Below are 24,601 nucleotides of genomic sequence, written 5' to 3'. Positions count from 1 at the left end.
AATACCTTTATTAAATGACAAATCCCTAGTCAAGCAAAAGATGATCTACGCCATCACATAGGGCGTGGAGCAAAACTAAATGCGTTTCTTGAATACGAGCAGTGCGAGTAGAGGGTGCACACAGATGAATATCATCAGCATCCAATAAGCTAGCAATTTTTCCGCCGCCATTACCGGTCAGGGCAATAATTTTGATCCCCATTTTTTTTGCAGCCTCGATGGCCTTCACTACGTTTTTTGAATTTCCTGAAGTGGATATTCCAATCAAGATATCGCCTTTTTTTCCAAGGCCGCGCACTTGTTTACTAAAGATCTCGTCATAGCTGTAGTCATTTCCTACCGCCGTCAAAATAGATGTGTCCGTAGTCAGAGCAATGGCGGCCAATTCTTGGCGCTCTCTTTCAAAACGGCCAATGAGCTCAGCAGCAAAATGTTGTGCATCAGCAGCAGATCCGCCATTACCGCAGGCCATCACCTTTCCACCAGAGCGCAAACAATCCGTCATCGCAACGATGCCATGAGCAACTTGTTCGGGCAGTATTTTTTCAGCCTCTTGCTTTACGGCAATGCTGTCTAAGAAATGTTGGGATGCGCGAGCGCGCAAACGTTCGAGGGTATCTTTATCCATCACATTATTATGCGCCAAACCACAGGCAGAATGTCGGCACTGCCCATGAATTCAAAAGGGACGTATTCTCTTACTTATTAATATCTCTTTCGCAAAAGATTGCCCCCATGGAATTAAGCTCCTTTGACTTTTTAAAACAGCAGGATCTGCCTACTGGGGCCCTATATATGGTTGCCACCCCAATTGGCAATATGGGAGACATTACCTTGCGTGCGCTACACGTCCTTAACATCGTAGATGCGATTGCCTGTGAAGACACCAGACATAGCGCGCCCCTGCTGCAGCACTTTGGCATTCATAAGAAATGTGTTGCCTTGCATGAGCACAATGAAATTGCAGGCGCACAAAACATCATTCAACATCTCTCCCAAAATGAACGCTGGGCCTATATCTCAGATGCGGGCACGCCAGGCGTTTCCGATCCAGGCGCACGTCTAGTGAATGCCGTTCAAAAGGCAGGCTTTCGAATTATTCCCATCCCCGGCCCCAGTGCGGTTTCGTCCGCTATTTCTGCAAGTGGTTCGGTTATGTTGCCATCCGAAGGGCGCTTTCAGTTTCTTGGCTTTTGGCCCAATAAGGCTAAAGAACGCTCTGCACTGATACAAGATATTCGAAGTAATTCAAAAACGAGCATCTTTTTTGAATCGCCACATCAGATACGCGAGACGCTGACCACGTTAAGCAAAGAACTAGAGCCTGAGCGACAAGTTCTGGTTGGCAGGGAGCTCACTAAGAAATTTGAACAACTGGTGACGCTGACAGCAGCCGATATTCCAGAGTGGCTTGAGAATGCGGAGAGCCTTAAAGGTGAATTTATTGTTTTGATAGCTGGTCGCCAAGCTAATGCTGATGAGGCTCCAGAGCATTCAACACTATTGCTTTGGGCTAACGCATTAAGTCCATATTTAGGCAGCAAAGAAATTGCTGCCGTGCTTGCTCAAACACTTGGACTCAGCAAAAAAGATGCCTATCAAGCCGCGCTAGATGCAAAAGGGCAAAACAAAGAGCAATAAAAAAGCTGGCGTATAGCCAGCTTTCAGAGTCATACCAAATGTTTACTTGGCAGCTTGCGCGTCGCTAGGAGCAGGACTCTCTTGAACATTCAATTGAGCCACTGGCTTAATCAGCTGCTCAGCAGAAGCTTCTGAATCTGCGCGCTTGCCATTGTTTACAAACACCATTAACAACAAAATAACAATCAAGGGTACAAAAAAGCTGAGGAACACCATGATGATGAGTTGTTTGGGGGACTTAATTAGGCTGCCGTGCGCTTCGCTCATAGGACTTTTATCGTTTGACGGGTTTTAGGGGTTACTTTGCCAAGATTATAACGAGACCCGTGGGGATATAGGCACTTACAATAGTGTAGTTAGCGAATTCCCTACTGGCGCCCGTAGCTCAGTGGATAGAGTATTGGCCTCCGAAGCCAAGGGTCGCAGGTTCGATTCCTGCCGGGCGCACCAAAACAGAGGGGGTTTTTGACCTGCATCATGCGTAAATTCGTGAAAAAGGCTATCATTTGCACCTAACTTATTGATTCTAATCATGTCAAATCATCTAAATCCCGCACTTGCTGAGCCATCTATTGCCAATCCTTTGGCTCCCGATCTTCCATTGCCGCATCGAAAAGTCATTCGTAGTTGGCTGATCCCAATGGCTGAAGGAGAAACCGTAAAAGCAATCGCGCTTCTAGCGTTAGATGCCGTTTTGTGGCTTGCCTGTATTGCAGGCACAATTTTTGTTGAAAGCATCCTCATCAAGATCATCTTGGGCTTGGTTGCTGGTTTTGTTACCGGCCGTATCTTTATTTTGGGCCATGACGCTTGCCATCAAAGCTATACGCCTCACCGCGAACTCAACAAAGTACTGGGTCGCATCGCATTCTTGCCATCCTTAACCCCATATAGCTTATGGGATGTAGGTCATAACGTAGTTCACCATGGCCAAACTAACCTCAAGGGCTTTGACTTTGTTTGGGCTCCTTTATCCAAAGCGGAATTTGATGCTCTGCCAGCATGGCGCAAAGCCTTAGAGCGTCTTTATCGTAGCGGTTGGGGTCCAGTTTTCTACTACCTCATTGAAATCTGGTGGAGGCGCGAGTACTTCCCTAATGCGAAGAACAAACCCGGCGATCGTCCAATCTTCCTTAAAGACAATTTATTGGTGACTGGTTTTGCCATTATTTGGATTGCTTGCCTGATTGCAGGTGCAATTGCTACCGGGCAATCTATCTGGCTTGGCTTAATTACTGGCTTCGCCATCCCATTCCTATTCTGGAACGGCATGATTGGCTTTGTGGTCTATGTTCACCACACCCATCCAAAAGTTTCTTGGTACGACAAGAAGTCTGAGTGGTTACGCGCCCAGCCTTTTGTTTCAACCACGGTTCATTTGACCTTTAACTGGATTTGGGGCTCCTTAATGCACCATATCATGGAGCACACAGCCCATCACGTGGATATGAGCGTACCGCTATATCGCCTGCAAGAAGCCCAAAATACCCTCGAAACCATCCTTCCAGAGCGTATTTTTGTACAAAAGTTCTCTTGGGCATGGTATTTCGATACAGCGCGCAAATGCAAGCTCTATGACTTCGAAAACAAGGCTTGGCTAGATTTTGATGGCAATAAAACGGCTGATTCTGTCAGAGTCGTCCTAAGCCCAGCCCCAGCGGGACAAAACGGGTAAAATAGATCTTCTGTACAAGATTTGGCTTACCCGGATTGCCCATGACTACCTCGACTCCAGCTGCTACCCAAGAAACCTCACAGAGCCTTAAGTTTTGCTCTTCATGCAGTCGCGAAAAGCGCCTGGAAGGTGGCACATGGATTCCGACGAGCAATCGTAAGCAACGTTGGATTTGCGCTAGCTGTTTGTATAACCGCACACATCGCACCGGCTCAGCAAAAGCCTAATTCTTAATTAGGCGTCCCCACTTTAAGTTTTATCAATCCCCTACGTAGGGATTTGTTTGGCGCTCTTTGCCAAAAGTCGACATAGGCCCGTGCCCCGGAACAAACTGCACGTCGTCACCTAGCGGCCATAACTTTGTCTTAATCGCATTAATTAAATCGGCATGATTGCCGCGCGGAAAATCTGTTCTTCCTATTGATCCAGCAAAAAGTACATCGCCCACTAAAGCCAAACGATCTTCTTTATCAAAGAAGACAATATGTCCAGGCGTGTGCCCAGGACAATGCAAAACTTCTAAATCAACATTACCAACTTGTACGTGATCGCCATCCTCTAACCAGCGAGTAGGCACAAATGCTTTTGCATGACCAAATCCAAATCGTACAGTTTGCTCGGGCAATTGATCTAACCAAAACTGTTCAGCAATTTGTGGGCCTTCAATAGGCACGCCCAATTGATCCGATAAGTCCTTAGCTGCAGCACAATGATCAAGGTGTCCGTGAGTGAGTAAGATCTTTTTAACGGTACCACCCATTTGTTTAACGGCATCCAAGATCTTGTCAATATCACCCCCTGGATCCACCACCGCCGCATCGCCAGTTTCTTGGCAAACCAAGATAGAACAGTTTTGCTCGAATGGAGTAACGGGAACAATTCCTAATTTGATCGGCATAGATAAAAATACTTAAATTGATTAGCCACTAGTTTATGGCAAAGACGCTAGAATACATCTCACAGGATACACAATGAAAACTCAAGACACATTTAAATTCGCAGAAACACATGAGTGGGCCAGCACTGAAGATGATGGACTGGTTTGGGTCGGCATCAGCAATCATGCGCAAGAAGCTTTAGGTGATGTGATGTTTTTTCAGGCACCGAAAATTGGGCAATTAGTAAAGCAGGGTGAGGCTATCTCTGCAATCGAGTCCGTTAAAGCGGCGAGTGATATTCATACTCCTATTAGCGGTGAGATTGTCGCCCTCAATGAAGAGATGGATGCAAGCCCTGAAATCGTAAACACAAAGCCCTATGCAGTTTGGCTGTTTAAAATTAAACCGACATCAACTGAATCTCTGACTACAGAACTCAACGCCTTGATGCCTCTTGCGCAATATGAATCTGGGCCAGGTGCTTAAATAGAAATTGGGTCGCGCTCTACCAGCCAACGAATGCGCGATGTTTTACTAATTCTTCCTGCGGAATCTTGACGTAGCTCTTGATCAACCATTTCAAGAGCCTCTTGCAGGGCCTTCCGATTACCCGATTCAATAAGCAGTTGGGCGCGCTCTGAGCCTGCTACTCTCATCACTGGCTTAGGCACAGGGTCATAGACCTTTAATTCTTTAGTAATCATGCCTCTACTTTTCATGCGTGCTTTTAGCTCATTCAAAAACTGAATCGCCTTATCTAGGATTTTACCTTCAGCATGAATAAGAGCTTGATAAGAGTAGGGAGGTAATTTTGCCTCTTCACGCTCACTCGCAGTAAATGCTAAAAAGCCATCCACATCATGTCTAAGTAAATACTGAAATACCGGTGACTCTGGGTACTGCGTTTCAATGTAAATATCTCCACCCGCTTCACCACTAGTGCCCGACCTTCCCGCACGACCAGCAACCTGCACCAACTGAGCAAATAATCTTTCAGCCGCCCTGAAATCAGCTGAATAAAGTCGACTATCCGCATCTAAGACTGCAACCAATCCAATGTTTTGATAGTCATGGCCTTTGGCAATCATTTGAGTGCCAACGACAATATCTACATTGCCATCATGTATTTCCTGAAAGAGCGCTTCTGCGCCCTTACTCTTTCTGCTTGAATCTGTATCGACCCGTAGCACTCTAGCTTGTGGCCACATTTCCTCAATGGCGTCTTCTAGCTTTTGTGTGCCATGGCCTAAAGTTTTTAAATCAGCATTGCCACAGTCTGGGCAAAACTGTGGAATCGGCTTTACCAGCCCACAGTGATGACAACTCAATACCGATCGCTTTCCTAATGCACCAGCTTTATGCATTACGGTGTAGGTTGAGCACTGGGTACATTTTGACAACCAATTGCATGCTGAGCAGCTGAGAACGGGCGCATAGCCGCGACGATTAATCAAAATTAAGCATTGTTTTTTTGCTGCGAGGGATTTGCTAATAGCGTTTGCAAGTGTTTTGGTGATTAGGCTTTTTTCCTTTGGTGCGCCTACATCACCTGGACTAAATTGATTTTGTGGATCTCGCGTATTTATAAGATGCACACTTGGCAAGCTTGCACCCTGCGCCCGTTGATCCAGCCGAATATATTCATATCGACTCGATTTAGCGGCCAGCCAAGTCTCTAATGATGGCGTAGCCGAAGACAAGAGAATAGGAATTTTTTGATCGTGAGCGCGCCAGATTGCTAAATCTCTTGCAGAGTAACGCGTACCATCTTGTTGTTTGTATGATGTGTCATGCTCTTCATCTACCACGATAGCGCGTAAGTTTGGCATTGGCGTTAAAGCTGCCAACCTTGTTCCTAGAATAATTTGCGCTTTGCCTGTCATTGCTTCATACCAAGCAATGCCCCTTTTCTTTTCACTGACGCCGCTATGCAGAACAGCCATTTTTTTCTCTGGAAAATAGGCTTTCACGCGGCGCTCTAATTGCGGTGTTAAATTAATTTCCGGCACCAGCAATAACACTTGGGCACTTTCATCTTTGAGAATGCTTGCTAGCCAATTCAAAAAAACTGCGGTCTTACCGCTGCCTGTTTGGCCCTGCAATAAGATTGCTCTAAATTGATTTTCTTTTGCACCACCCGCCAACAATTCCTGTAATGCTTTTTTTTGCTCTTCGTTCAACTGATTGAAGGTGATCAGTCCTTCTGGTATCACTTCTATCTTTTTTTTGCTTTTCTTTTCTGCTGACTCCAATTTCTCTGGGATCTTTTCCCAATCATCGGCCTTTTTCCACATCTGTGGAATAACCGGCAATATCGTTTCTCCCAAAGCATGGACGTAATACTGACTTGCAAAATTCATCAAGCGCAATAAGGCTGGGTCGAATACAGGGAGTGGAGCAAGGCGGTCCACAGGTTTGAGTTTCTCTAAATCAAATCCGGAGTGATTACTCACTTTTATAACGAGCCCAACTGCCTTAGATCTGGCAAAAGATACTTCAACCACATTGCCAATCTCTGGTAATTTGCCTAATTTTTCAGCATCCCACAGATAGTCAAATCCCTGGGCCAAAGGCTTATCTATCACTACCTGCACAACGATGGGCTTGGGCATCATTTACTTAATTTTTCCATCTTATCCTGTGGATAAGTCTGTGGATATCATTCGCTGTTTTAGATTTATATGCTTATTTTATAGGAATGCTATTTTGCATAGAAAATCAGCATTATGTTTATTATCTATATAAATCAATAAGTTACATTGATTACTAAAGGTGAAAGTTCATAATTATCACGAATCTCACTGTATTTATGATTCTGCACATTTCTGTGCATAACTTTTACAGAAATATTGGCTAAAGTTAGTAATTACTTGTGCTTATTTCGCTGCCCGCAGGGCTTTTGACTTGGAAATTACAGTCTCAGATAATGCCACTACGCTTTCGGGCGGGGTGAATTGATTAATGCCGTGACCAAGATTAAAGATATGGCCATCGAGCGAATGAAGCCCTGGTTTTAGCGCGGGGGCGCCAGCCAAATCATTCAAAAGAGCTTCGGCAGCTGCCGAGATTTGATTTGGCTCCGAAAACAAAATAAGCGGGTCTAAATTACCCTGCAGTGCCAGCGGCTTATTAATTTCTATTAGCTGCTTGCGGGCTCGACTTAAGCGCATAGTCCAGTCGATCGCAATAACATCTGCGCCGACCTGAGCCATATCATTCAACCAAATTCCACCGCCTTTAGTAAACATAATGATTGGGATCTTACGTCCCTCATGCTCACGAGGTAATAGCGCGATCACTTTTTGCATGGCGGCCAAAGACATGCGTTGATACCAACCATCGGGGAGTAAACCTCCCCAAGTATCAAAAATCATCAGCGCTTGTGCACCGGCTTTAACCTGCTCAATTAAATATGCGGCAACAGACTGCACGTTAATTTCAAGAATATGCTCAAGTAAATCAGGGCGGCTAAACATCATGGTCTTGGCGTGACGGAAATCATCAGAGCCCGAACCATCAATCATGTAGCAAGCTAGTGTCCATGGGCTTCCAGAGAAACCGATTAAAGGAACGCGCTGCTTACCATCCTGAATCAGTGCTTTTCGAATTTCAGACACAGCATCAAAAACATATTTGAGCTGATCCATATCCGCAACACGTAATTTTTTTACTGCCTCTTCTGTGCGAAGGGGATGATCAAAACTAGGGCCTTCACCAGCAGTAAATTTCAAACCTAAACCCATTGCATCAGGTATGGTCAAAATGTCAGAGAACAAAATTGCTGCATCTAATGGATAGCGATCCAATGGCTGGAGCGTTACTTCAGTAGCGTAGGCTGGGTTTTTAGCAAGGCCGAGAAAGCTTCCAGCTCTTGCGCGAGTAGCGTTGTACTCAGGTAGATAACGGCCTGCTTGGCGCATGAGCCAAAGCGGAGTTTGATCAACCGCTTCGCCCAAGCAGGCTTTTAAAAACCGATCATTTAACAACAAGGAGATGACCGGCTCTTACTTTTTACGACGGAAACGAGCAATAGCTGCAAGCTGTGCCGCCGCCATTGCAAACTCTGATTGAGCCAATGCCAGATCAAAGTCAGTACCACGATTTTGCATAGCTTCTTCAGCGCGCTTCTTAGCTTCGTTAGCTTTAGCTTCATCTAAATCATGGCCGCGAATAGCAGTGTCTGCCAATACAGTGACATGATCAGGCTGAACTTCTAAATAGCCGCCCGCAACGAATACAAACTCTTCATCCCCGTCAGCTTTTTCAATACGAACTGAACCTGGACGAATGCGTGTAATCAAAGGAGTGTGGCCGCGCAAAATACCGAGCTCTCCATTCTCACCGGGAAGCGCAACAAACTTGGCTTCACCGCTGAAAATAGATTGCTCAGCACTTACTACATCGACGCGTATGGTTGACATAATTTCCCTAGATGAGTTCGATTAAAGCTTCTTAGCTTTCTCGATGGCTTCATCAATTGAACCCACCATGTAGAACGCTTGCTCAGGCAAGTGATCCAATTCGCCGCTACAAATCATTTTGAAACCACGGATAGTTTCTTTCAATGGAACGTATTTGCCTGGTGAACCAGTAAATACTTCAGCAACGTGGAAAGGCTGGGACAAGAAACGTTGAATCTTACGTGCACGTGACACAGATAATTTATCTTCTGGTGACAACTCGTCCATACCCAAAATTGCAATAATGTCGCGCAACTCTTTGTAGCGTTGCAATGTCATCTGAACTTCACGGGCAACTTCATAGTGTTCTTGACCAACGACTTGTGGATCAAGCTGACGGCTAGTTGAATCCAATGGATCAACCGCTGGGTAAATACCCAAAGCAGCAATATCACGTGACAACACAACTGTGGAGTCTAAGTGTAAGAAGGTTGTTGCTGGTGACGGGTCAGTCAAGTCATCCGCAGGAACGTAAACGGCCTGAATAGATGTAACGGAGCCAGTCTTAGTTGAAGTAATACGCTCTTGCAACTTACCCATTTCTTCAGCCAAAGTAGGCTGATAACCCACAGCTGAAGGCATACGACCTAACAACGCTGATACCTCAGTACCTGCGAGTGTGTAGCGATAAATATTGTCAACGAAGAACAAAATGTCACGGCCTTCATCACGGAAAGCTTCAGCCATTGTCAAACCAGTCAACGCAACGCGTAAACGGTTGCCAGGAGGTTCATTCATCTGACCAAACACCATCGCTACTTTGTCGATAACGTTAGATTCTTTCATCTCGTGATAGAAGTCATTACCTTCACGAGTACGCTCACCAACACCAGCAAACACAGATAACCCTGAGTGTTGCTTAGCGATGTTGTTAATCAATTCCATCATGTTCACGGTCTTACCAACACCCGCACCACCGAACAAGCCGACCTTACCGCCTTTAGCAAACGGGCAAACTAAGTCAATAACCTTAATACCGGTTTCTAACAAGTCAACAGACGGGGAGAGTTCATCAAACTTTGGCGCTGGCTGGTGAATTGCGCGACGCTCTTCGGTAGCAATCGGGCCTGCATCATCAATTGGGCGACCTAAAACGTCCATGATGCGACCCAATGTTGCTGGGCCAACAGGCACAGAAATTGGACCACCGGTAGACTTCACTTCCATGCCACGACGCAAACCATCGCTTGCACCCATGGCAATCGCGCGAACTACGCCGTCGCCGATCTGTTGCTGCACTTCAAAGGTCAAGCCTTTTTCAGCAAATGATTTTTCGCCGCTATCAACTAATGTCAACGCATCATAAATGTTTGGCATTTTGTCGCGTGGGAACTGAATGTCCACCACTGGACCGATACACTGCACGATATTTCCGTTACTCATCGCATTTCTCCGCTTTTAATTCCTGAATTCTTTCGTATTCCTAAACGCTGACCGCTTAAACAGCAGCCGCTCCGCCAACAATCTCTGACAACTCTTTAGTAATAGCAGCCTGTCGTGTCTTGTTGTATTCCAATTGCAATTCGCCGATTACATTCTTCGCATTATCTGAAGCGGCCTTCATAGAGACCATACGTGCAGATTGTTCTGAAGCCATATTCTCAGCAACAGCTTGATAAATCATTGCCTCTACGTAACGCTTGAGCAAGCCATTCAAAATAGACTCTGCATCTGGTTCGTAGATGTAATCCCAAGAATTTCCTGCCTTCTCTTCTGGAGTTAATGCAGCAGGCTCCAAAGGTAAGAGTTTTTCTAAAACAGGCTCTTGTTTCATTGCGTTAACAAAGCGGGTGTATGCCAAATAAACAGCATCAATTTCGCCGCGCTCAAACGCTTCCAATTGGGCGGTAATTGCACCAATTAAAACATCCATATGTGGTGTATCACCAATCTGAATTGTTTGAGAAATAAGTTTTGCTTTAGAGCGATTTAAAAACTGGAGGCCTTTTGAACCGATGGCAGTGTATTCAATGCCAACATTGCTGCCTTCCATATCGCGCACTTGGTTTGCAATCAGACGCAATACGTTGGTATTTAAACCCCCGCACAAACCTTTGTCTGTTGTTACCAAGATCGTGCCAATTTTCTTCACTTCACGAGTTGCCATGTAAGCAGGGCGGAACTCAGGATTTGCTTTGGAAAGATTGGCAACAATCTCACGAATTTTTTCAGCATATGGACGCGCATTACGCATGCGCTCTTGGGCGCGACGCATCTTGGATGCGGCGACCATTTCCATTGCCTTCGTGATCTTGCGCGTGTTTTGCACGCTCTTGATCTTAGATCGTATCTCTTTTGTGCTTGCCATGATTTATGCGAGCCCTCTTAGAAAGAGGCTGAACGCTTGTAATCCTCAATTGCAGCACGCAAAGCAGCTTCGTCATCTTTGCTCAAGTCTTTAGTCTCTTCAATACGGCCAACTAAATCAGCGTATTTAGATTTCAAATGATCTTGCAAACCTTTTTCGAATGGCAATACGTTTTTCACTTCGAGGTCATCAAAGTAGCCGTTGTTAACAGCGTAGAGCGACGCAGCCATTTCCCAAACTTGCAAAGGCTTGTACTGAGCTTGCTTACACAATTCCGTAACACGACGACCGCGCTCTAACTGCTTACGAGTTGCTTCGTCAAGATCGGAAGCGAACTGAGCAAACGCTGCTAATTCACGATATTGCGCCAAGTCGGTACGAATACCGCCAGACAATTTCTTAATGACTTTAGTTTGAGCTGCACCACCAACACGTGACACAGAAATACCGGCGTTAATCGCAGGACGTACGCCAGCGTTAAACAAGTCAGTTTCCAAGAAGATCTGGCCATCGGTAATCGAAATTACGTTGGTTGGAACGAATGCAGAAACGTCACCAGCTTGAGTTTCAATAATTGGCAATGCGGTCAAAGAACCCGTCTTACCTTTTACTGAACCGTTTGTAAATTTCTCTACGTACTCGGCGTTTACACGAGCAGCGCGCTCTAACAAACGTGAGTGGAGGTAGAACACGTCGCCAGGGTAAGCTTCGCGACCTGGTGGGCGGCGCAAGAGCAAAGAAATCTGACGGTATGCAACAGCTTGTTTTGTTAAATCGTCATAAACAATCAATGCATCTTCACCGCGATCGCGGAAGTATTCACCCATTGTGCAACCTGCATATGCAGAGAGGTACTGCATCGCTGCAGACTCAGAAGCACTTGCTGCTACAACAACGGTGTATTCCATTGCGCCAAGCTCAGTGAGCTTGCGAACAACGTTAGCAATAGTAGAAGCTTTTTGACCAATCGCAACGTAAACGCAATAAACACCTTTACCTTTTTGGTTAATGATCGCGTCAACTGCAACTGCTGTCTTACCTGTTTGACGGTCACCAATGATCAACTCGCGCTGACCACGGCCGATTGGAACCATTGCATCAATCGCCTTCAAACCAGTTTGAACTGGCTGACTAACGGATTGACGTGCGATAACGCCTGGAGCAACTTTTTCGATAAAGTCAGTTAACTTAGTATTGATTGGGCCTTTGCCATCAATCGGTTGACCAAGTGCGTTTACAACGCGACCTAGCAACTCTGGGCCAACTGGGACTTCCAAAATGCGGCCAGTACATTTAACTGGGTCGCCTTCTTTAATGTGGGTGTACTCACCCAACACCACAGCACCAACTGAATCACGCTCAAGGTTCAACGCGAGGCCGATTGTGTTGTTAGGGAATTCCAACATTTCGCCCTGCATAACACCAGACAAGCCATGTACGCGGCAAATACCGTCGGTCACTGAAATTACAGTGCCTTCGTTGCGAAGTTGGGAATCAACACCCATTTCGCTAATTCGGCTTTTGATCAGTTCACTGATCTCGGAAGGGTTGAGTTGCATTACTTACTCCTGGGTCTTATTTCGTATGTTCTTAATAGGGATAACTTATGCGCCAAGACTTGCTTGCATTTGAGCTAACTGTGCTTTAACTGAACTATCCAACACCTCATCTCCAACTTGAATGCGAACTCCGCCAATCAACGCAGGATCTACTTGAATAGTTGGGCGCAATTCTTTACCCCCAAAGCGCTTCTTCAAACTTGACAACAAATCATTCAACGCAGAACCCTCTAATGGGAATGCGCTAGTAATCATTACTTCTGCTGCGCCTTCGCTCTGATTCTTCATTGCCTCAAATTGACTAGCAATTTCAGGAATAGCAGATAAGCGATGGTTTTGATTTACAAGATTTAAAAAGCTTGCGATTTTGCCATCCAGCTTTGTCTTCACCATGCCGGAAAGCAATTTGCTTAAATCATCTGCAGATACTTTTGGATTGTTTGATAAAGCAGCAACTTCTGGCAATGCAGCTAGCTGCGCCAATTCATTTAGCTGCTCTAAACAAGTAGCAAGCTCAGCAGGCTTAGCACTTTGAAAAAGTGCTTCCGCGTAAGGGCGTGCAATCGTGGCTAATTCAGCCATATCAAAGTTCTGCCTTTAGTTGATCAAGCAATGCACCGTGTGTTTTTGCATCAACTTCACGACGCAAAATTTGCTCGGCACCTTTAACAGCCAAAACAGCAACTTCAGCGCGCAACACTTCACGTGCACGAGTTACTTGTTGATCTGCATCTTGCTTAGCTTGAGAAATAATGCGAGCTGCTTCAGCTTGTGCGTTGGCGCGAATTTCTTCAGCGGACATTTGCGCACGTTTTTCTGCTTCTGCAACACGCTGCACACCTTCTTGGCGTGCTTTAGTTAATTCTTGCTCTGCTTCATTGCTTGCTAAAGCGAGTGCTTCTTTACCGCGCTCGGCAGCCGCTAAGCCGTCAGCAATTTTGCTTGAACGTTCATCTAACGCCTTAACTAGCGGTGGCCACACAAAGCGTGCAACAACCCACCATAAGACGAAGAAAACGATCATTTGCGCGAATAGGGTCGCGTTCAGATTCACGATATTCCTTTCAGTATTGTTGAGAACGGTTGGATGACCCGGTGGTCATCCACGCCAAAACAATTACTTAATAACTGCGAGCAGTGGGTTTGCGAAAGCAAACAACATTGCAACACCAACGCCGATCAAAAACGCAGCGTCGATCAAACCAGCCAAAAGGAACATCTTAGTTTGGAGTGGCTCCATCAATTCTGGTTGACGTGCACAAGCTTCGATGTACTTGCCGCCCATCAATGCAATACCTAAACAAGCGCCGATCGCGCCGAGGCCGATGATGATGCCGATAGCGATTGCTGTGAAACCTTGAATGTTTGCGAGAAATTGTTGCATGTTGCTGACTCCTGAAGTTAAAGGGATAAGTTAAAAATAGAAAATCTTAGTGGTGGCTATGCGCTTGCCCGATGTAGACCAAGGTCAGCATCATGAAAATAAAGGCTTGCAACAAAATAACCAAAATGTGGAAGATGGCCCAAGCTGATCCAGCAATAACATGGCCCACCAATCCGAACAGGGATAAATCAAAATTAAACGTCCACACGCTACCTAGCAATGCGATCAATAAGAAAACTAACTCGCCGGCATACATATTGCCAAACAGTCGCATTCCCAAAGAAACACCTTTAGCAAGATATTCGATGATGTTCAAAGCAAGGTTGAATGGTGCCAAGTACCACTTCGCGCCAAACGGAGCAGAGACGAGCTCATGCAAGAAGCCGCCAAAACCTTTTACCTTGAAGCTGTAGAAGAAAACCAAAAGCAAAACAGACATGGACATGCCCATGGTCGCATTTAGATCGGTTGTAGGAACAACCTTATGGTGCGGAACATGAACACCAAAACTTTCGATGAAGTGATTGACGCCTAAGACCCAATCCACTGGAATCAAGTCGAGGGTATTTAAAAGGATGATCCAAAAGAATACGAACAGGGCAAGTGGGGCAATGAAAGAGCGGTCGCCATGAACAATGCTCTTCGATTGTGTCTCAGCCATCTCGACAATCATTTCGATAAAGCACTGGAAGCGGCCTGGTACGCCTGGGGTTGCACGACGCGCTGCAATCAACAAAATGAATACAGTGAGCAAGCCCATGAGGGATGCCCAAAAAATAGTATCTAAATTGATGATGCTGAAATCAATAATGGACGACTGTGGTCCGCCTGAATTGTTGAGGTTTTGTAAGTGCTCAGAAATGTACGCTGTTGGCGTCATTTGCTCGGCTGCCGCGTGGGCTTGGTTTACTTCGCTAGACATCTCTTAACTAGTCCTTTGGTTCAATCTCATTTATTACTCTTAGCGCCACAACCACGCCAGCCATACACACTTAAGGGCAAGTACATAAGTCACCAACAATGGGACCCAAAGCACGCCCGGGATCAAATATGCAACCCCTAAAAACAGCATCAAAGTAACGACGATTTTGATAAATTCGCCCGAAACTAATGCTGCCAAATAATTCCCTGGATTCAATATTTGCGTTTTTTTTGCAAACTCTAGCCTTGTTAAAAACAAGGCTGAAGGCAAGACGCTAATTAAACCACCTAAAAAGGCAGACTTAGTATAAAGGCTTACCCCTGTCGGCTCCCCAAAAATTGACCAAATCACCATGCTGACAACAGTAACAGCAACTTGGGCAGCCAAAATCCTCCAGGGCGACAGTGGGGGGCGTTTAACGGCATTGCTAGCTTGCAACGCAGCCATTTCCTCTTTACTTAAAACCCGATAGACCTCTTCTTCGGGCTCATCCCAGTCATTTGCCTCGGAAAATCGATTTTTTTGAGGAATCAATTTAGCCACGTGAGTTTAATGTGTGCACTGCAATAGGTCAAATGTTTTAGGGCCATTTTTGGTGACTTTTATGCCTCGACGCCCAGCTTTTTCAACAAAGAATCTAGCTCGTCAAATTGACTGAAGCGAATTCTGAGCTCGCCACCTTTGCCCTTGAACTTAAATTCAGCATTTAAGCCTATCAAATCAGCGATTTCTTGGGTTAAACGACGCATATCTGGATCACGGCTCGGTGTACCCCCAGCGGCTTGGATTTTGGCTTTTTTGTCTCCAATCTGCCCCCCCGCAAGCGCTAAGGCAGCAGACATTCTTTCCGCCTCACGAACCGACAAACCTTGGGCGGCAATTCTTTGCGCTAGAGCTACCTGACTTGCTCCAGGCAAAGGCAAGAGTGCACGTGCATGGCCCATATCAATATCACCAGCCAAGAGCATGGCTTGCACCGGCTTTGCCAATTGATTTAAGCGCAATAAATTGGTTACGGCACTACGTGACTTGCCCACCGCTTTTGCCGCCTGCTCATGTGTGAAGCCGAACTCTTCAATTAACCTTGCGAGGCCCTGAGACTCTTCCAGCGGATTCAAATCTTCGCGCTGCATGTTCTCAACCAAAGCCATTGCTGCAGCAGCTTGATCGTTAGCGCCAGAAACTAAAACAGGCACCTCTTTTAAGCCCGCCAAAGTTGCTGCACGGAATCGACGTTCACCCGCAATAATTTCGTATTTGCCTGGAGCAACCAAACGTACTAACAATGGCTGCATGACTCCTTGCTCACGAATACTTTCAGCCAACTCTTGTAATGCGCCTGCTTCCATTTTTTGACGCGGCTGATATTTTCCAGCCTGCAATGCAGTTAATGGCAAGCGATTAATTTCAGCTGTAGTTTCTTTTTGTGCCTTATCACCAAGCAACGCCTCTAAGCCACGACCCAAACCTTTTTTCTTAATTGCAACCATAATATTTTCTTGTTCCTAGTTTTTACATTTGCTTGATGCGCTCAATCATCTCAGCACCAAACTCTAAGTAAGCTTTAGCGCCGCGAGATGACTTATCAAACGCCACCCCAGGAAGCCCGTAGGATGGGGCTTCAGCCAGGCGGACGTTGCGGGGAATAATGCTCTTAAATACTTTGTCGCCAAAGTGCTCAAGCAATTGATCGGAAACTTGTTGCTGCAATGTCATGCGCGCATCAAACATCACACGTAACAATCCAATGATCACCAAGTCAGGATTTAAATTTGCATGCACTTGTTTGATGGTGTTAACCAAATCTGACAATCCTTCCAATGCAAAATATTCACATTGCATTGGTACGATCACGCCGTTCGCTGCGCACAATCCATTGAGTGTTAACAAAGATAGCGCAGGGGGACAATCAATCAAAATAAAATCGTAGTCATTTGCTACGAGTGCAAGCGCATCCTTCAATCGTTGTTCACGAGAATCTAAATCCACCAATTCAATTTCTGCACCAGCTAAATCACGATTTGCTGGCAATACATCGTAGCCAGAACTCTCGCATCGCACTGCGGATTCTTTTACTGATGACAGGCCAATTAATACTTGATATACCGTGCTATTGAGATCCGCTTTTTCAATTCCCGATCCCATCGTGGCATTGCCTTGCGGATCTAAATCCACCAACAAAACACGTTGCTGATGTCCAGCTAAACCAGCGGCCAAATTCACCGCGGTGGTAGTTTTACCAACCCCGCCTTTTTGATTTGCAATACAAAATATTTTGGCCATAATTTTTCTTAAAAATGTCGTGCTTTAAAGGGGTAATTTTCTCACGGGGGATAAGACCAAAAGCCTGCGTTCCACCGCCAAATTCGGAATCTCTAGTGGCTCATCGGCCACCAAACGCCAGTCATCCATACAAACATCTTGCAGCTCTTCATCCGCTCGCTTTGCCTTCATTGCAAACACCAATCCATTGGGCTTAAGAAGGGGAAGAGAAAGCTCTAAAAAATGGGCAAGATTAGTAAACGCCCTAGAAATCACTGCATCAAACTGTCCGGGCTGTGATTTAGCCACCGCTTCGACACGCTCACTCAGAACCTGAATATTCTTTAAGCCCAACTTGCCACGCACATGTTGCAAGAACGCCGTTTTTTTGCGGATAGCCTCAATCAAGGTAACGTGCCACTCGGGCTGCAAGATGGCGATGGGAATTGCCGGCAAGCCACCGCCCGAACCGAGGTCTGCGATTTTGGGGTTTTGTAGATCCAAAAATTGACGCATCATAGGTAAAACTGTAATAGAATCAATAAGATGCAATCTTACTGAGTTTTTTTCACCCTCAATTGCAGTCAAGTTATGGACCTGATTCCAGCGGCTCATTTCCTGCAAAAATAACTCTAAATCTGCAATATTCGCGAGGCTGAGATCAAGACCCAAACCCTCAATCCCCAAAGAAACCAAATCATTGCTCATGGGTTTCTTCTTGGGTGCGGCCTAAACCCTTTTTAAGATGTACTAATAGCAAAGAGAGGGCGGCTGGTGTTACTCCAGAGATCCTGCCAGCTTGGCCCAAAGTACCAGGCTTGTGCAAATTGAGCTTTTGTTGCACCTCTTTAGACAAGCCGAGCACCTGGGTGTAGTCCAAAGACTCGGGCAAGGGGAAGCTCTCGTTATGCTCTTGCCGGGCAATCTCAACCGCTTGCCTATCTATATAGCCTTGATATTTAATAGAAATTTCAACCTGGTCGCTAATTTGCTGCGCCAAACCTAAATCGTCATCCAATGTTCCTGGTGACCAAAGCCCATCCGCCAAACTGGTGACTGCCTCATAAGTGATGCCGGGGCGGCGCAAAAGATCAGCCAAACTACACTCGTGCGATAAATCTTGGCCCAAAAGCTCAGAGACAGCCTTTGCGGATCCATGCTTTGGCCCAATCCAAATATCTTGCAGGCGGGATGTTTCACGTGAAACAGCCTCTTGTTTTCTACAGAATGTATTCCAGCGATAGTCGTCTACCAAACCAAGCTCCCGGCCAATCGTAGTAAGGCGCAAATCTGCATTGTCTTCACGCAGGCTCAAGCGGTATTCGGCACGGCTAGTAAACATGCGATAAGGCTCTTGAACGCCCAAAGTAATCAGGTCGTCCACTAAAACACCAATATAAGACTCACTACGCTTAGGCAGCCAAGGCTCCTTGCCCTGTGCTGCTAAACCAGCATTAATACCGGCGAGCATGCCCTGCGCTGCGGCCTCTTCATAGCCTGTAGTGCCATTAATCTGGCCGGCAAAATACAGGCCGGCAATCGCTTTGGTCTCTAAACTATGGCGTAAATGGCGTGGATCAAAGAAATCGTACTCAATGGCATAGCCAGGGCGCACGATCACGGCAGACTCTAGTCCGCGGATGCTTCTCACCAAATTCCACTGAACATCAAATGGAAGGCTGGTAGAAATACCATTGGGATAAAACTCGTTTGTTGTTAAGCCTTCTGGCTCCAAAAAGATTTGATGGCTATTTCTGGAGGCGAAGCGGTGAATCTTGTCCTCAATAGAAGGGCAATAGCGCGGGCCAACCCCCTCAATAACACCCGTATACATTGGCGAACGATCCAAACCACCCCGAATAATGTCGTGGGTTTGCTCATTCGTATGGGAAATCCAGCAAGGAACCTGCTTTGGGTGTTGCTCAGGTCGGCCCAAATATGAGAAAACGGGCACAGGATCTAAATCCCCGGGCTGCTCTAGCATGACCGAGAAATCAATGGTACGACCATCAATCCGCGGTGGAGTGCCCGTCTTTAATCTTCCCTGGGGAAGCTTCAACTCTTTCAACCTGGCAGACAAAGATGCGGCTGCTGGATCACCAGCTCGACCGCCCGCGTAATTATTTAAGCCTACATGAATCTTGCCATCCAAGAAGGTGCCGGCTGTTAGGACTACCTTTTTGGCCATAAACTTGAGGCCCATCTGTGTAAGGACGCCCTGAACCTCATCACCCTGAACTAGTAGGTCATCTACAGCAGCTTGAAAAAGGGTCAGATTTTGTTGGTTCTCAAGGCGGCGGCGGATTGCCGCTTTATATAAAACCCGATCACCTTGTGCGCGGGTCGCACGAACAGCGGGACCTTTGCTTGAATTCAATATCCGAAACTGAATACCAGCCTCATCGGTAGCAGCCGCCATGGCGCCACCCATAGCGTCAATCTCTTTTACTAAGTGGCCTTTGCCAATCCCACCAATTGAGGGATTACAACTCATGGCGCCTAAATTCTCAATACTGTGGGTAATAAGAAGGGTGTCACATCCCATGCGTGCGGAAGCGAGGGCGGCCTCGGTCCCGGCGTGACCACCACCAACCACAATGACATCGAAGTTCTTTGAATAACGCATGATTTGCCTCAGATAGGGCGATGATCATAGCATTTTGTAGGTTTCACGTGAAACAAACGCTCACTCAAACAACAATAAATATAGTAATTATTTCATAAGCCATTGATTTAATTGAGTTTTTATAAAAATAGATAGGAATGGTTGATGATAAACAACCTCACAGTGCCTACCACCGAGAAGTGGCGGCACATCACGAACGAATGGCGGAAGGCTTTAAATGAGTACGGCGCCGAAGCGCCGCACTAAAAACGAATAAGAAAAAACTAAATCAACTTTTCTTCTTGAAGAGGTGAGTGATTTCGCCAACAACTCCGCGACGGAATGCCAAGACACAGATTACAAAAATGAATCCGGTTGCAATGGTGCTCCAAGAGCCAATGTTAGCCAAATAGTTTTGCAAGCCAACAACAATGCCAGCGCCGACTACCGGGCCAAGGATGGTTCCCATTCCACCAAGCAAAGTCATAAGAACGACCTCGCCAGACATGTGCCAATGAACATCAGTCAATGTTGCTAACTGGAAGACGAGGGTTTTCAAAGAACCGGCAAGACCCGCGAGCGCAGCTGAAATAACAAAAGAGATCAGTTTGAAACGATCAACGTCATAACCCAAAGAAACTGCACGCGGCTCGTTTTCACGAATGGCTTTTAAGACTTGGCCGAAAGGGGAATGCACAGTGCGAACGATTAACGCAAAGCCAAGCAAGAAAACTGCCAGCACAAAGTAATACATGCTGACGTCATCTTTTAGATCAATCAAACCAAATAACATTCCGCGTGGCACACCCTGAATGCCGTCCTCGCCGCCCGTGAAGGGGAGTTGCACTGCCAAGAAGTAAACCATTTGAGAGAGTGCAAGCGTCACCATCGCAAAATAAATACCTTGACGACGAATTGCTAAAGAACCAATCAGAAATCCCAAAATGGCAGAACCCAAAACGCCCAACACAATTCCAAATTCAGGAGATAGGCCAGCCTCTTTACAAAGATAGGCGGTGATGTACGCGGAGGTTCCAAAGAATGCTGCGTGCCCAAAAGAAAGAAGTCCTGTAAAACCCAATAACAAATTAAAGGCGCACGCGAAGAGCGCAAAGCACAACACCTTCATTGCAAAAACTAAATAGATAAAATCTTGAAACGGAAGCAGTAGGGCAATGAAAACCAGAATGCCATAAAGCAGTTTTGTTTTTGAGTTCACTTATTTCTCCCGGCCGAAAAGTCCAGCAGGACGAATGAGCAACACAATTGCCATGATCACAAAAATAACCACGCCAGAAGCTTCTGGATAAAAAACTTTAGTTAAGCCTTCGATCAAACCTAAGGCCAGGCCAGTCAATATGGAGCCCATGATGGAGCCCATGCCGCCAATCACAACAACTGCGAAAACCACAATGATCAGGTTGGAGCCCATCAATGGGTTAACTTGAAAAATCGGTGCGGCTAAAACGCCAGCAAAACCAGCAAGGCCCACGCCATAGGCATAGGCCAAAGAAATCATTAGCGGCACATTGATGCCAAACGCCTGAAGGAGTTTTGGGTTTTCAGTACCAGCACGAAGATAAGCGCCCAGCTTTGTTCGTTCGATCACATACCATGTGGAGAAACACACCACCAAGGAAGCAACGACTACCCACAAACGGTACTTAGGCAAAATAATGCCAATCGACTCCAAGGGGATTGCGCCCTGTAATAACTCAGGAGCTGGATAGCTCTCACCAGAAATGCCATACCAGTGACGGAACATACCCTCAATAATGAGAGCCAAACCAAAAGTTAATAACAAGCCATACAGGTGATCTAGGTGATAAAGGCGCCTAAGCATTGTGCGCTCAAGAATCAAACCAAAGCCCGCCATAACTAAGGGCACCAAAATTAATGCAAACCAATAATTAATAGAAAACTCAGGAAAACCAAACCACTGGCCAACTTGTGTGAGACCAATCCATGCAACAAACGCACCCATTGTGTACTGGGCGCCATGCGAAAAATTGATGATGTTGAGTAGGCCAAAAATAATGGCCAGACCCAAACTCAAAATGGCATAGAAAGAGCCATTAATAAGCCCCACCAAGAGCTGAGCAACCAGCCCTTGTGGGGTAATTCCAAGAAGTTCAAACATACTTAGCTAGAAATAAATTACTTGTTAGTAACCAGCTTGCATCGTGACAATGAAAGTGGTTGCGTTGCCTCAGCAGCTGGAATCACCGCCTTGACGTTGTAATAATCCCATGGGCTCTTAGAGTCAGCGGGCTTCTTCACTTCAAGCAAATACATGTCGTGCTCAAACTTACCATCAGCGCGAATTTTTCCTTTAAACAATCCATCATCAATATTGGTGGACTTCAACGCCTTCATTACCGCTTGAGTATCGTCAGTGCCCGCTTTTTGTACGGCAGTTAAGTACGCAAGAACAGATGAGTAAACGCCAGCTTGAACACTGGTAGGCATACGCTTATGTTGCAAGATGAAGCGCTTAGAGAATGCGCGCGTCTTATCATCTTTATCCCAGTAGAAGCCTTCGGTTAAGTACATACCTTGTGCAGCATTCAAACCCAAAGAGTGAACATCGGAGATAAACATCAGCAAAGGCACTACAGTTTGTTTTTTGTTGATACCAAACTCTGAAGCCTGCTTCACCGAATTAATCGTATCTTGACCAGCATTCGCCAATGCCACAACATCTGCACCACTAGCTTGCGCTTTTAGAAGATATGAAGAGAAATCGCTATTCGGGAATGGGTGCTTACTAGTACCCAATACTTTACCGCCGTTTGCAGTAACAACGTTGGTTGAATCTTTCTCCAGAGCAGCGCCGAAAGCATAGTCAGCCGTAAGGAAGTACCAATTCTTTTTGCCCTGCTTCACAACAGCCTTGGCCGTTCCATTCGAAAGCGCATAGGTATCGTAAGTCCAATGTACGTTATTAGCAGTACATTTTTCGTTGGTAATTGGCAAAGAGGCTGCGCCAGATACCAATGTGATTTTATTTTTTTGTTCTGCCACTTCCATTACAGCGAGGGCAACGTTGGTGGACACCAACTCAACAATCACATCAACGCCATCTTTGTCGTACCACTCACGCGCTTTGTTTGCGGCAATATCTGCTTTGTTTTGATGATCAGCACTAACCAGCTCAATCTTTTTGCCAATAACAGTGCCGTCCTTTGAAAAGTCAGCGATCGCCATTTTTGCCGCGATCACAGCGCCAGGACCAGCCAAGTCAGAGTAGGTTGACGATAGGTCGGTTAATACACCAATCTTGATTACATCACCACTTACTTTAGATGTTTGTGCAAACGCCGGGTTTGAACCAAAAAAGGTTGCCGCCACCAGACATGCGGTAATTTGCTTTAACTTCATTTTTGTCTCCTATAGATAACCACTAAACACCAAGATACTCATTTAATAAACCGGCTTTTTCAGCAAGCTCATTTTGATTAACAACCTCCACCACATTGCCGTGCTCAACCACATAATGACGATCGGCCAAGGGCGCAGCAAAGCGGAAGTTTTGCTCAACCAACACAATCGTGAAACCTTTATTGCGCAAACTTGTCACAACCTCACCCAGCTTTTGAACGATCACTGGCGCCAAACCCTCAGTAATCTCATCTAACAATAAAAGTTTTGCGCCCGTTCTCAGAATGCGTGCCATTGCGAGCATCTGCTGCTCACCACCCGACAACCTGGTACCAGGACTATTGCGTCGCTCATAAAGGTTGGGGAACATCTCGTAAATCTCATCCAAACCCATGCCACCAGGGGCGATCTCTGGCAACAACATGAGATTTTCTTCAGTGCTTAAACTGGCAAAGATGCCGCGTTCTTCCGGGCAGAAGCCAACCCCGAGACGCGCAATTCTGTAAGTTGGCATCGCAATAGTTTGGGCACCATAAATCTCTACTGAGCCCGTTCTTTTGCTGGTTAAACCCAAAATGGTCTTTAAAATAGTGCTACGACCAGCGCCGTTGCGACCCAAAAGAGTAACCACCTCACCATCACGCACAGAAAAGTTGACGCCGTGGAGGATGTGGGACTCACCATACCAAGATTCAAGGTTTTTAACTTCTAAGGCTATATTGCTCATATGTTGTCACCCCCGTGACTACCCATATAAGCCTCGACTACCAGGGGGTTGTTTGAAACCTCTTGATAGGAGCCTTCGGCCAAAACTGAACCACGCTGCAATACCGTAATGCGGTCGGCAATAGATGAAACCACCTTCATATTGTGCTCAACCATCAAAATCGTGCGGCCCTTAGCCACCCGATCAATTAGCTCAGTAACGCGCTCTACGTCTTCATGCCCCATACCTTGTGTGGGCTCATCCAACAACATTAGCTCGGGCTCCATGGCCATAGTGGTGGCAATCTCTAAAGCTCTTTTACGCCCATAGGCCAGATTTAAAGTCTCTTCGTGAGCAAAATCAGCCAAACCAACTTCACATAAGAGTGCCTCAGCGCGTTCATTAAGCACGTTAAGCGAGTCTCCAGACTTCCAAAAATGGAACTCTGTACCCAATCCACGCTGCAGTGCAACACGAACGTTTTCTAAGACGGTTAAATGCGGAAAAACAGCAGAGATTTGAAAGGATCGAACAACACCACGCCGAGCAATTTGTGCCGGTTTTTCTTTGGTGATATCAAAACCATTAAATAGAATTTGGCCACTGCTAGGCTCTAAGAATTTAGTAAGGAGGTTAAAACAAGTTGTCTTGCCCGCCCCATTGGGCCCAATCAAGGCGTGAATAGTCCCACGAGTGACATCTAAATTGACATCACTCACCGCAGAAAAACCTTTAAAAGTTTTTCCAAGGCCAATTGTTTTTAATATTATTTCTTGCAAACTCAGATCCTCATACCCTTCCTTGGGCAAGAGTTTGAGAA

Annotated in this window: 27 protein-coding genes and 1 tRNA gene; 5 read left to right on the top strand and 23 right to left on the bottom strand. The window is 45.9% G+C overall.

What is annotated here, in order from left to right; translation table 11 throughout:
* Nucleotides 1–25 precede the first annotated feature (25 nt).
* On the bottom strand, nucleotides 26–628 hold the full coding sequence (locus ICN14_RS06685; RefSeq protein WP_216225715.1) for a phosphoheptose isomerase: 603 nt from the start codon (nucleotides 626–628) through the stop codon (nucleotides 26–28).
* 107 nt (nucleotides 629–735) lie between these two features.
* On the opposite strand from ICN14_RS06685, the gene rsmI reads away from it, so the two are divergent.
* The gene (rsmI, locus tag ICN14_RS06680; RefSeq protein ID WP_216225714.1) at nucleotides 736–1,641 is read left to right on the top strand and encodes a 16S rRNA (cytidine(1402)-2'-O)-methyltransferase; all 906 of its coding nucleotides are present in this window, start codon (nucleotides 736–738) and stop codon (nucleotides 1,639–1,641) included.
* 42 nt (nucleotides 1,642–1,683) lie between these two features.
* Here rsmI and ICN14_RS06675 read toward each other — a convergent pair whose 3' ends face one another.
* Nucleotides 1,684–1,908, bottom strand: coding sequence for a hypothetical protein (locus ICN14_RS06675; RefSeq protein ID WP_255535994.1), 225 nt, complete (start codon nucleotides 1,906–1,908; stop codon nucleotides 1,684–1,686).
* 107 nt (nucleotides 1,909–2,015) lie between these two features.
* On the opposite strand from ICN14_RS06675, the gene ICN14_RS06670 reads away from it, so the two are divergent.
* The 3 genes from ICN14_RS06670 (at nucleotide 2,016) to ICN14_RS06660 (ending at nucleotide 3,543) form a co-directional block, all read left to right on the top strand.
* Nucleotides 2,016–2,091: transfer RNA gene (locus tag ICN14_RS06670), tRNA-Arg, on the top strand.
* Nucleotides 2,092–2,173: 82 nt separating this feature from the next.
* Nucleotides 2,174–3,316 carry a fatty acid desaturase gene (locus ICN14_RS06665; protein ID WP_255535993.1) on the top strand — a complete coding sequence of 381 codons (1,143 nt, stop codon included), beginning with the start codon at nucleotides 2,174–2,176 and terminating at the stop codon, nucleotides 3,314–3,316.
* Between the two features lie 41 nt (nucleotides 3,317–3,357).
* Nucleotides 3,358–3,543 carry a hypothetical protein gene (locus ICN14_RS06660; RefSeq protein WP_112202563.1) on the top strand — a complete coding sequence of 62 codons (186 nt, stop codon included), beginning with the start codon at nucleotides 3,358–3,360 and terminating at the stop codon, nucleotides 3,541–3,543.
* Between the two features lie 32 nt (nucleotides 3,544–3,575).
* Here ICN14_RS06660 and ICN14_RS06655 read toward each other — a convergent pair whose 3' ends face one another.
* Nucleotides 3,576–4,214: an MBL fold metallo-hydrolase gene (locus tag ICN14_RS06655; RefSeq protein WP_216863235.1), complete on the bottom strand. Its 639-nt coding sequence runs from the start codon at nucleotides 4,212–4,214 to the stop codon at nucleotides 3,576–3,578.
* 73 nt (nucleotides 4,215–4,287) lie between these two features.
* Here ICN14_RS06655 and gcvH point away from each other — a divergent pair, with 73 nt between their 5' ends.
* Nucleotides 4,288–4,680 (top strand): glycine cleavage system protein GcvH, encoded by a 393-nt coding sequence (gene gcvH, locus ICN14_RS06650; RefSeq protein WP_216225713.1) that lies wholly within the window; start codon nucleotides 4,288–4,290, stop codon nucleotides 4,678–4,680.
* Here gcvH and priA read toward each other — a convergent pair.
* The 20 genes from priA to ICN14_RS06550 all read right to left on the bottom strand — a co-directional run bounded on the left by priA (nucleotide 4,677) and on the right by ICN14_RS06550 (nucleotide 24,566).
* Nucleotides 4,677–6,806, bottom strand: coding sequence for a primosomal protein N' (gene priA / locus ICN14_RS06645; protein WP_216225712.1), 2,130 nt, complete (start codon nucleotides 6,804–6,806; stop codon nucleotides 4,677–4,679). The two genes, gcvH and priA, sit on opposite strands and share 4 nt — an antisense overlap.
* Before the next feature lie 264 nt (nucleotides 6,807–7,070).
* Complete coding sequence (gene hemE, locus ICN14_RS06640) at nucleotides 7,071–8,189, bottom strand: uroporphyrinogen decarboxylase (RefSeq protein WP_216225951.1); 1,119 nt, start codon at nucleotides 8,187–8,189, stop codon at nucleotides 7,071–7,073.
* Between the two features lie 9 nt (nucleotides 8,190–8,198).
* Entirely contained in the window at nucleotides 8,199–8,615 is a 417-nt protein-coding gene (locus ICN14_RS06635; protein ID WP_015420208.1) for a F0F1 ATP synthase subunit epsilon, read from the bottom strand.
* Between the two features lie 21 nt (nucleotides 8,616–8,636).
* On the bottom strand, nucleotides 8,637–10,037 hold the full coding sequence (gene atpD, locus ICN14_RS06630) for a F0F1 ATP synthase subunit beta (protein ID WP_072582052.1): 1,401 nt from the start codon (nucleotides 10,035–10,037) through the stop codon (nucleotides 8,637–8,639).
* Nucleotides 10,038–10,092: 55 nt separating this feature from the next.
* Entirely contained in the window at nucleotides 10,093–10,962 is an 870-nt protein-coding gene (gene atpG / locus ICN14_RS06625) for a F0F1 ATP synthase subunit gamma (protein WP_215376411.1), read from the bottom strand.
* 17 nt (nucleotides 10,963–10,979) lie between these two features.
* Entirely contained in the window at nucleotides 10,980–12,521 is a 1,542-nt protein-coding gene (atpA, locus tag ICN14_RS06620; protein ID WP_216225711.1) for a F0F1 ATP synthase subunit alpha, read from the bottom strand.
* A gap of 45 nt (nucleotides 12,522–12,566) precedes the next feature.
* Nucleotides 12,567–13,103, bottom strand: a complete 537-nt coding sequence (locus tag ICN14_RS06615) for a F0F1 ATP synthase subunit delta (protein WP_216225710.1) — start codon at nucleotides 13,101–13,103, stop codon at nucleotides 12,567–12,569.
* Nucleotide 13,104: 1 nt separating this feature from the next.
* Complete coding sequence (locus ICN14_RS06610; protein WP_216225709.1) at nucleotides 13,105–13,575, bottom strand: F0F1 ATP synthase subunit B; 471 nt, start codon at nucleotides 13,573–13,575, stop codon at nucleotides 13,105–13,107.
* 63 nt (nucleotides 13,576–13,638) lie between these two features.
* On the bottom strand, nucleotides 13,639–13,905 hold the full coding sequence (gene atpE, locus ICN14_RS06605; protein WP_012357116.1) for a F0F1 ATP synthase subunit C: 267 nt from the start codon (nucleotides 13,903–13,905) through the stop codon (nucleotides 13,639–13,641).
* A gap of 46 nt (nucleotides 13,906–13,951) precedes the next feature.
* The gene (atpB, locus tag ICN14_RS06600) at nucleotides 13,952–14,827 is read right to left on the bottom strand and encodes a F0F1 ATP synthase subunit A (RefSeq protein WP_216225708.1); all 876 of its coding nucleotides are present in this window, start codon (nucleotides 14,825–14,827) and stop codon (nucleotides 13,952–13,954) included.
* A gap of 39 nt (nucleotides 14,828–14,866) precedes the next feature.
* A complete protein-coding gene (locus tag ICN14_RS06595) occupies nucleotides 14,867–15,370 on the bottom strand; it encodes an ATP synthase subunit I (protein ID WP_370624816.1) in 504 nt (167 codons plus the stop codon).
* Nucleotides 15,371–15,429: 59 nt separating this feature from the next.
* A complete protein-coding gene (locus tag ICN14_RS06590; protein WP_216225707.1) occupies nucleotides 15,430–16,317 on the bottom strand; it encodes a ParB/RepB/Spo0J family partition protein in 888 nt (295 codons plus the stop codon).
* 22 nt (nucleotides 16,318–16,339) lie between these two features.
* Nucleotides 16,340–17,110 (bottom strand): ParA family protein, encoded by a 771-nt coding sequence (locus ICN14_RS06585; protein ID WP_216225706.1) that lies wholly within the window; start codon nucleotides 17,108–17,110, stop codon nucleotides 16,340–16,342.
* Nucleotides 17,111–17,134: 24 nt separating this feature from the next.
* Nucleotides 17,135–17,797 carry a 16S rRNA (guanine(527)-N(7))-methyltransferase RsmG gene (rsmG, locus tag ICN14_RS06580; protein ID WP_216225705.1) on the bottom strand — a complete coding sequence of 221 codons (663 nt, stop codon included), beginning with the start codon at nucleotides 17,795–17,797 and terminating at the stop codon, nucleotides 17,135–17,137.
* Nucleotides 17,787–19,715 carry a tRNA uridine-5-carboxymethylaminomethyl(34) synthesis enzyme MnmG gene (gene mnmG / locus ICN14_RS06575; protein ID WP_216225704.1) on the bottom strand — a complete coding sequence of 643 codons (1,929 nt, stop codon included), beginning with the start codon at nucleotides 19,713–19,715 and terminating at the stop codon, nucleotides 17,787–17,789. Before mnmG ends, rsmG begins: the two co-directional genes overlap by 11 nt.
* Before the next feature lie 268 nt (nucleotides 19,716–19,983).
* A complete protein-coding gene (locus ICN14_RS06570) occupies nucleotides 19,984–20,913 on the bottom strand; it encodes a branched-chain amino acid ABC transporter permease (protein ID WP_216225703.1) in 930 nt (309 codons plus the stop codon).
* Nucleotides 20,914–21,834: a branched-chain amino acid ABC transporter permease gene (locus ICN14_RS06565; protein ID WP_216225702.1), complete on the bottom strand. Its 921-nt coding sequence runs from the start codon at nucleotides 21,832–21,834 to the stop codon at nucleotides 20,914–20,916.
* A gap of 17 nt (nucleotides 21,835–21,851) precedes the next feature.
* Entirely contained in the window at nucleotides 21,852–23,075 is a 1,224-nt protein-coding gene (locus ICN14_RS06560) for an ABC transporter substrate-binding protein (RefSeq protein WP_216225701.1), read from the bottom strand.
* A gap of 22 nt (nucleotides 23,076–23,097) precedes the next feature.
* Nucleotides 23,098–23,802 carry an ABC transporter ATP-binding protein gene (locus tag ICN14_RS06555; RefSeq protein WP_216225700.1) on the bottom strand — a complete coding sequence of 235 codons (705 nt, stop codon included), beginning with the start codon at nucleotides 23,800–23,802 and terminating at the stop codon, nucleotides 23,098–23,100.
* Nucleotides 23,799–24,566: an ABC transporter ATP-binding protein gene (locus ICN14_RS06550; protein WP_216225949.1), complete on the bottom strand. Its 768-nt coding sequence runs from the start codon at nucleotides 24,564–24,566 to the stop codon at nucleotides 23,799–23,801. Before ICN14_RS06550 ends, ICN14_RS06555 begins: the two co-directional genes overlap by 4 nt.
* Between the last annotated feature and the right edge of the window lie 35 nt (nucleotides 24,567–24,601).

Source organism: Polynucleobacter sp. MG-27-Goln-C1 (assembly GCF_018881905.1).
Lineage (GTDB): Bacteria > Pseudomonadota > Gammaproteobacteria > Burkholderiales > Burkholderiaceae > Polynucleobacter.
Note: the sequence above shows the minus strand (reverse complement) of the source record. Positions and strands in the feature narration are given on the sequence as shown.

Excerpts from the sequence above, each read along its gene's own strand:
- ICN14_RS06685 (WP_216225715.1), bottom strand. The coding sequence starts at position 628 with ATGGATAAAGATACCCTCGAACGTTTGCGCGCTCGCGCATCCCAACAT.
- rsmI (WP_216225714.1), top strand. The coding sequence starts at position 736 with ATGGAATTAAGCTCCTTTGACTTTTTAAAACAGCAGGATCTGCCTACT.
- ICN14_RS06675 (WP_255535994.1), bottom strand. The coding sequence starts at position 1,908 with ATGAGCGAAGCGCACGGCAGCCTAATTAAGTCCCCCAAACAACTCATC.
- ICN14_RS06665 (WP_255535993.1), top strand. The coding sequence starts at position 2,174 with ATGTCAAATCATCTAAATCCCGCACTTGCTGAGCCATCTATTGCCAAT.
- ICN14_RS06660 (WP_112202563.1), top strand. The coding sequence starts at position 3,358 with ATGACTACCTCGACTCCAGCTGCTACCCAAGAAACCTCACAGAGCCTT.
- ICN14_RS06655 (WP_216863235.1), bottom strand. The coding sequence starts at position 4,214 with ATGCCGATCAAATTAGGAATTGTTCCCGTTACTCCATTCGAGCAAAAC.
- gcvH (WP_216225713.1), top strand. The coding sequence starts at position 4,288 with ATGAAAACTCAAGACACATTTAAATTCGCAGAAACACATGAGTGGGCC.
- priA (WP_216225712.1), bottom strand. The coding sequence starts at position 6,806 with ATGCCCAAGCCCATCGTTGTGCAGGTAGTGATAGATAAGCCTTTGGCC.
- ICN14_RS06635 (WP_015420208.1), bottom strand. The coding sequence starts at position 8,615 with ATGTCAACCATACGCGTCGATGTAGTAAGTGCTGAGCAATCTATTTTC.
- atpD (WP_072582052.1), bottom strand. The coding sequence starts at position 10,037 with ATGAGTAACGGAAATATCGTGCAGTGTATCGGTCCAGTGGTGGACATT.
- atpG (WP_215376411.1), bottom strand. The coding sequence starts at position 10,962 with ATGGCAAGCACAAAAGAGATACGATCTAAGATCAAGAGCGTGCAAAAC.
- atpA (WP_216225711.1), bottom strand. The coding sequence starts at position 12,521 with ATGCAACTCAACCCTTCCGAGATCAGTGAACTGATCAAAAGCCGAATT.
- ICN14_RS06615 (WP_216225710.1), bottom strand. The coding sequence starts at position 13,103 with ATGGCTGAATTAGCCACGATTGCACGCCCTTACGCGGAAGCACTTTTT.
- atpE (WP_012357116.1), bottom strand. The coding sequence starts at position 13,905 with ATGCAACAATTTCTCGCAAACATTCAAGGTTTCACAGCAATCGCTATC.
- atpB (WP_216225708.1), bottom strand. The coding sequence starts at position 14,827 with ATGTCTAGCGAAGTAAACCAAGCCCACGCGGCAGCCGAGCAAATGACG.
- ICN14_RS06590 (WP_216225707.1), bottom strand. The coding sequence starts at position 16,317 with ATGGTTGCAATTAAGAAAAAAGGTTTGGGTCGTGGCTTAGAGGCGTTG.
- ICN14_RS06585 (WP_216225706.1), bottom strand. The coding sequence starts at position 17,110 with ATGGCCAAAATATTTTGTATTGCAAATCAAAAAGGCGGGGTTGGTAAA.
- rsmG (WP_216225705.1), bottom strand. The coding sequence starts at position 17,797 with ATGAGCAATGATTTGGTTTCTTTGGGGATTGAGGGTTTGGGTCTTGAT.
- mnmG (WP_216225704.1), bottom strand. The coding sequence starts at position 19,715 with ATGCGTTATTCAAAGAACTTCGATGTCATTGTGGTTGGTGGTGGTCAC.
- ICN14_RS06565 (WP_216225702.1), bottom strand. The coding sequence starts at position 21,834 with ATGTTTGAACTTCTTGGAATTACCCCACAAGGGCTGGTTGCTCAGCTC.
- ICN14_RS06560 (WP_216225701.1), bottom strand. The coding sequence starts at position 23,075 with ATGAAGTTAAAGCAAATTACCGCATGTCTGGTGGCGGCAACCTTTTTT.
- ICN14_RS06555 (WP_216225700.1), bottom strand. The coding sequence starts at position 23,802 with ATGAGCAATATAGCCTTAGAAGTTAAAAACCTTGAATCTTGGTATGGT.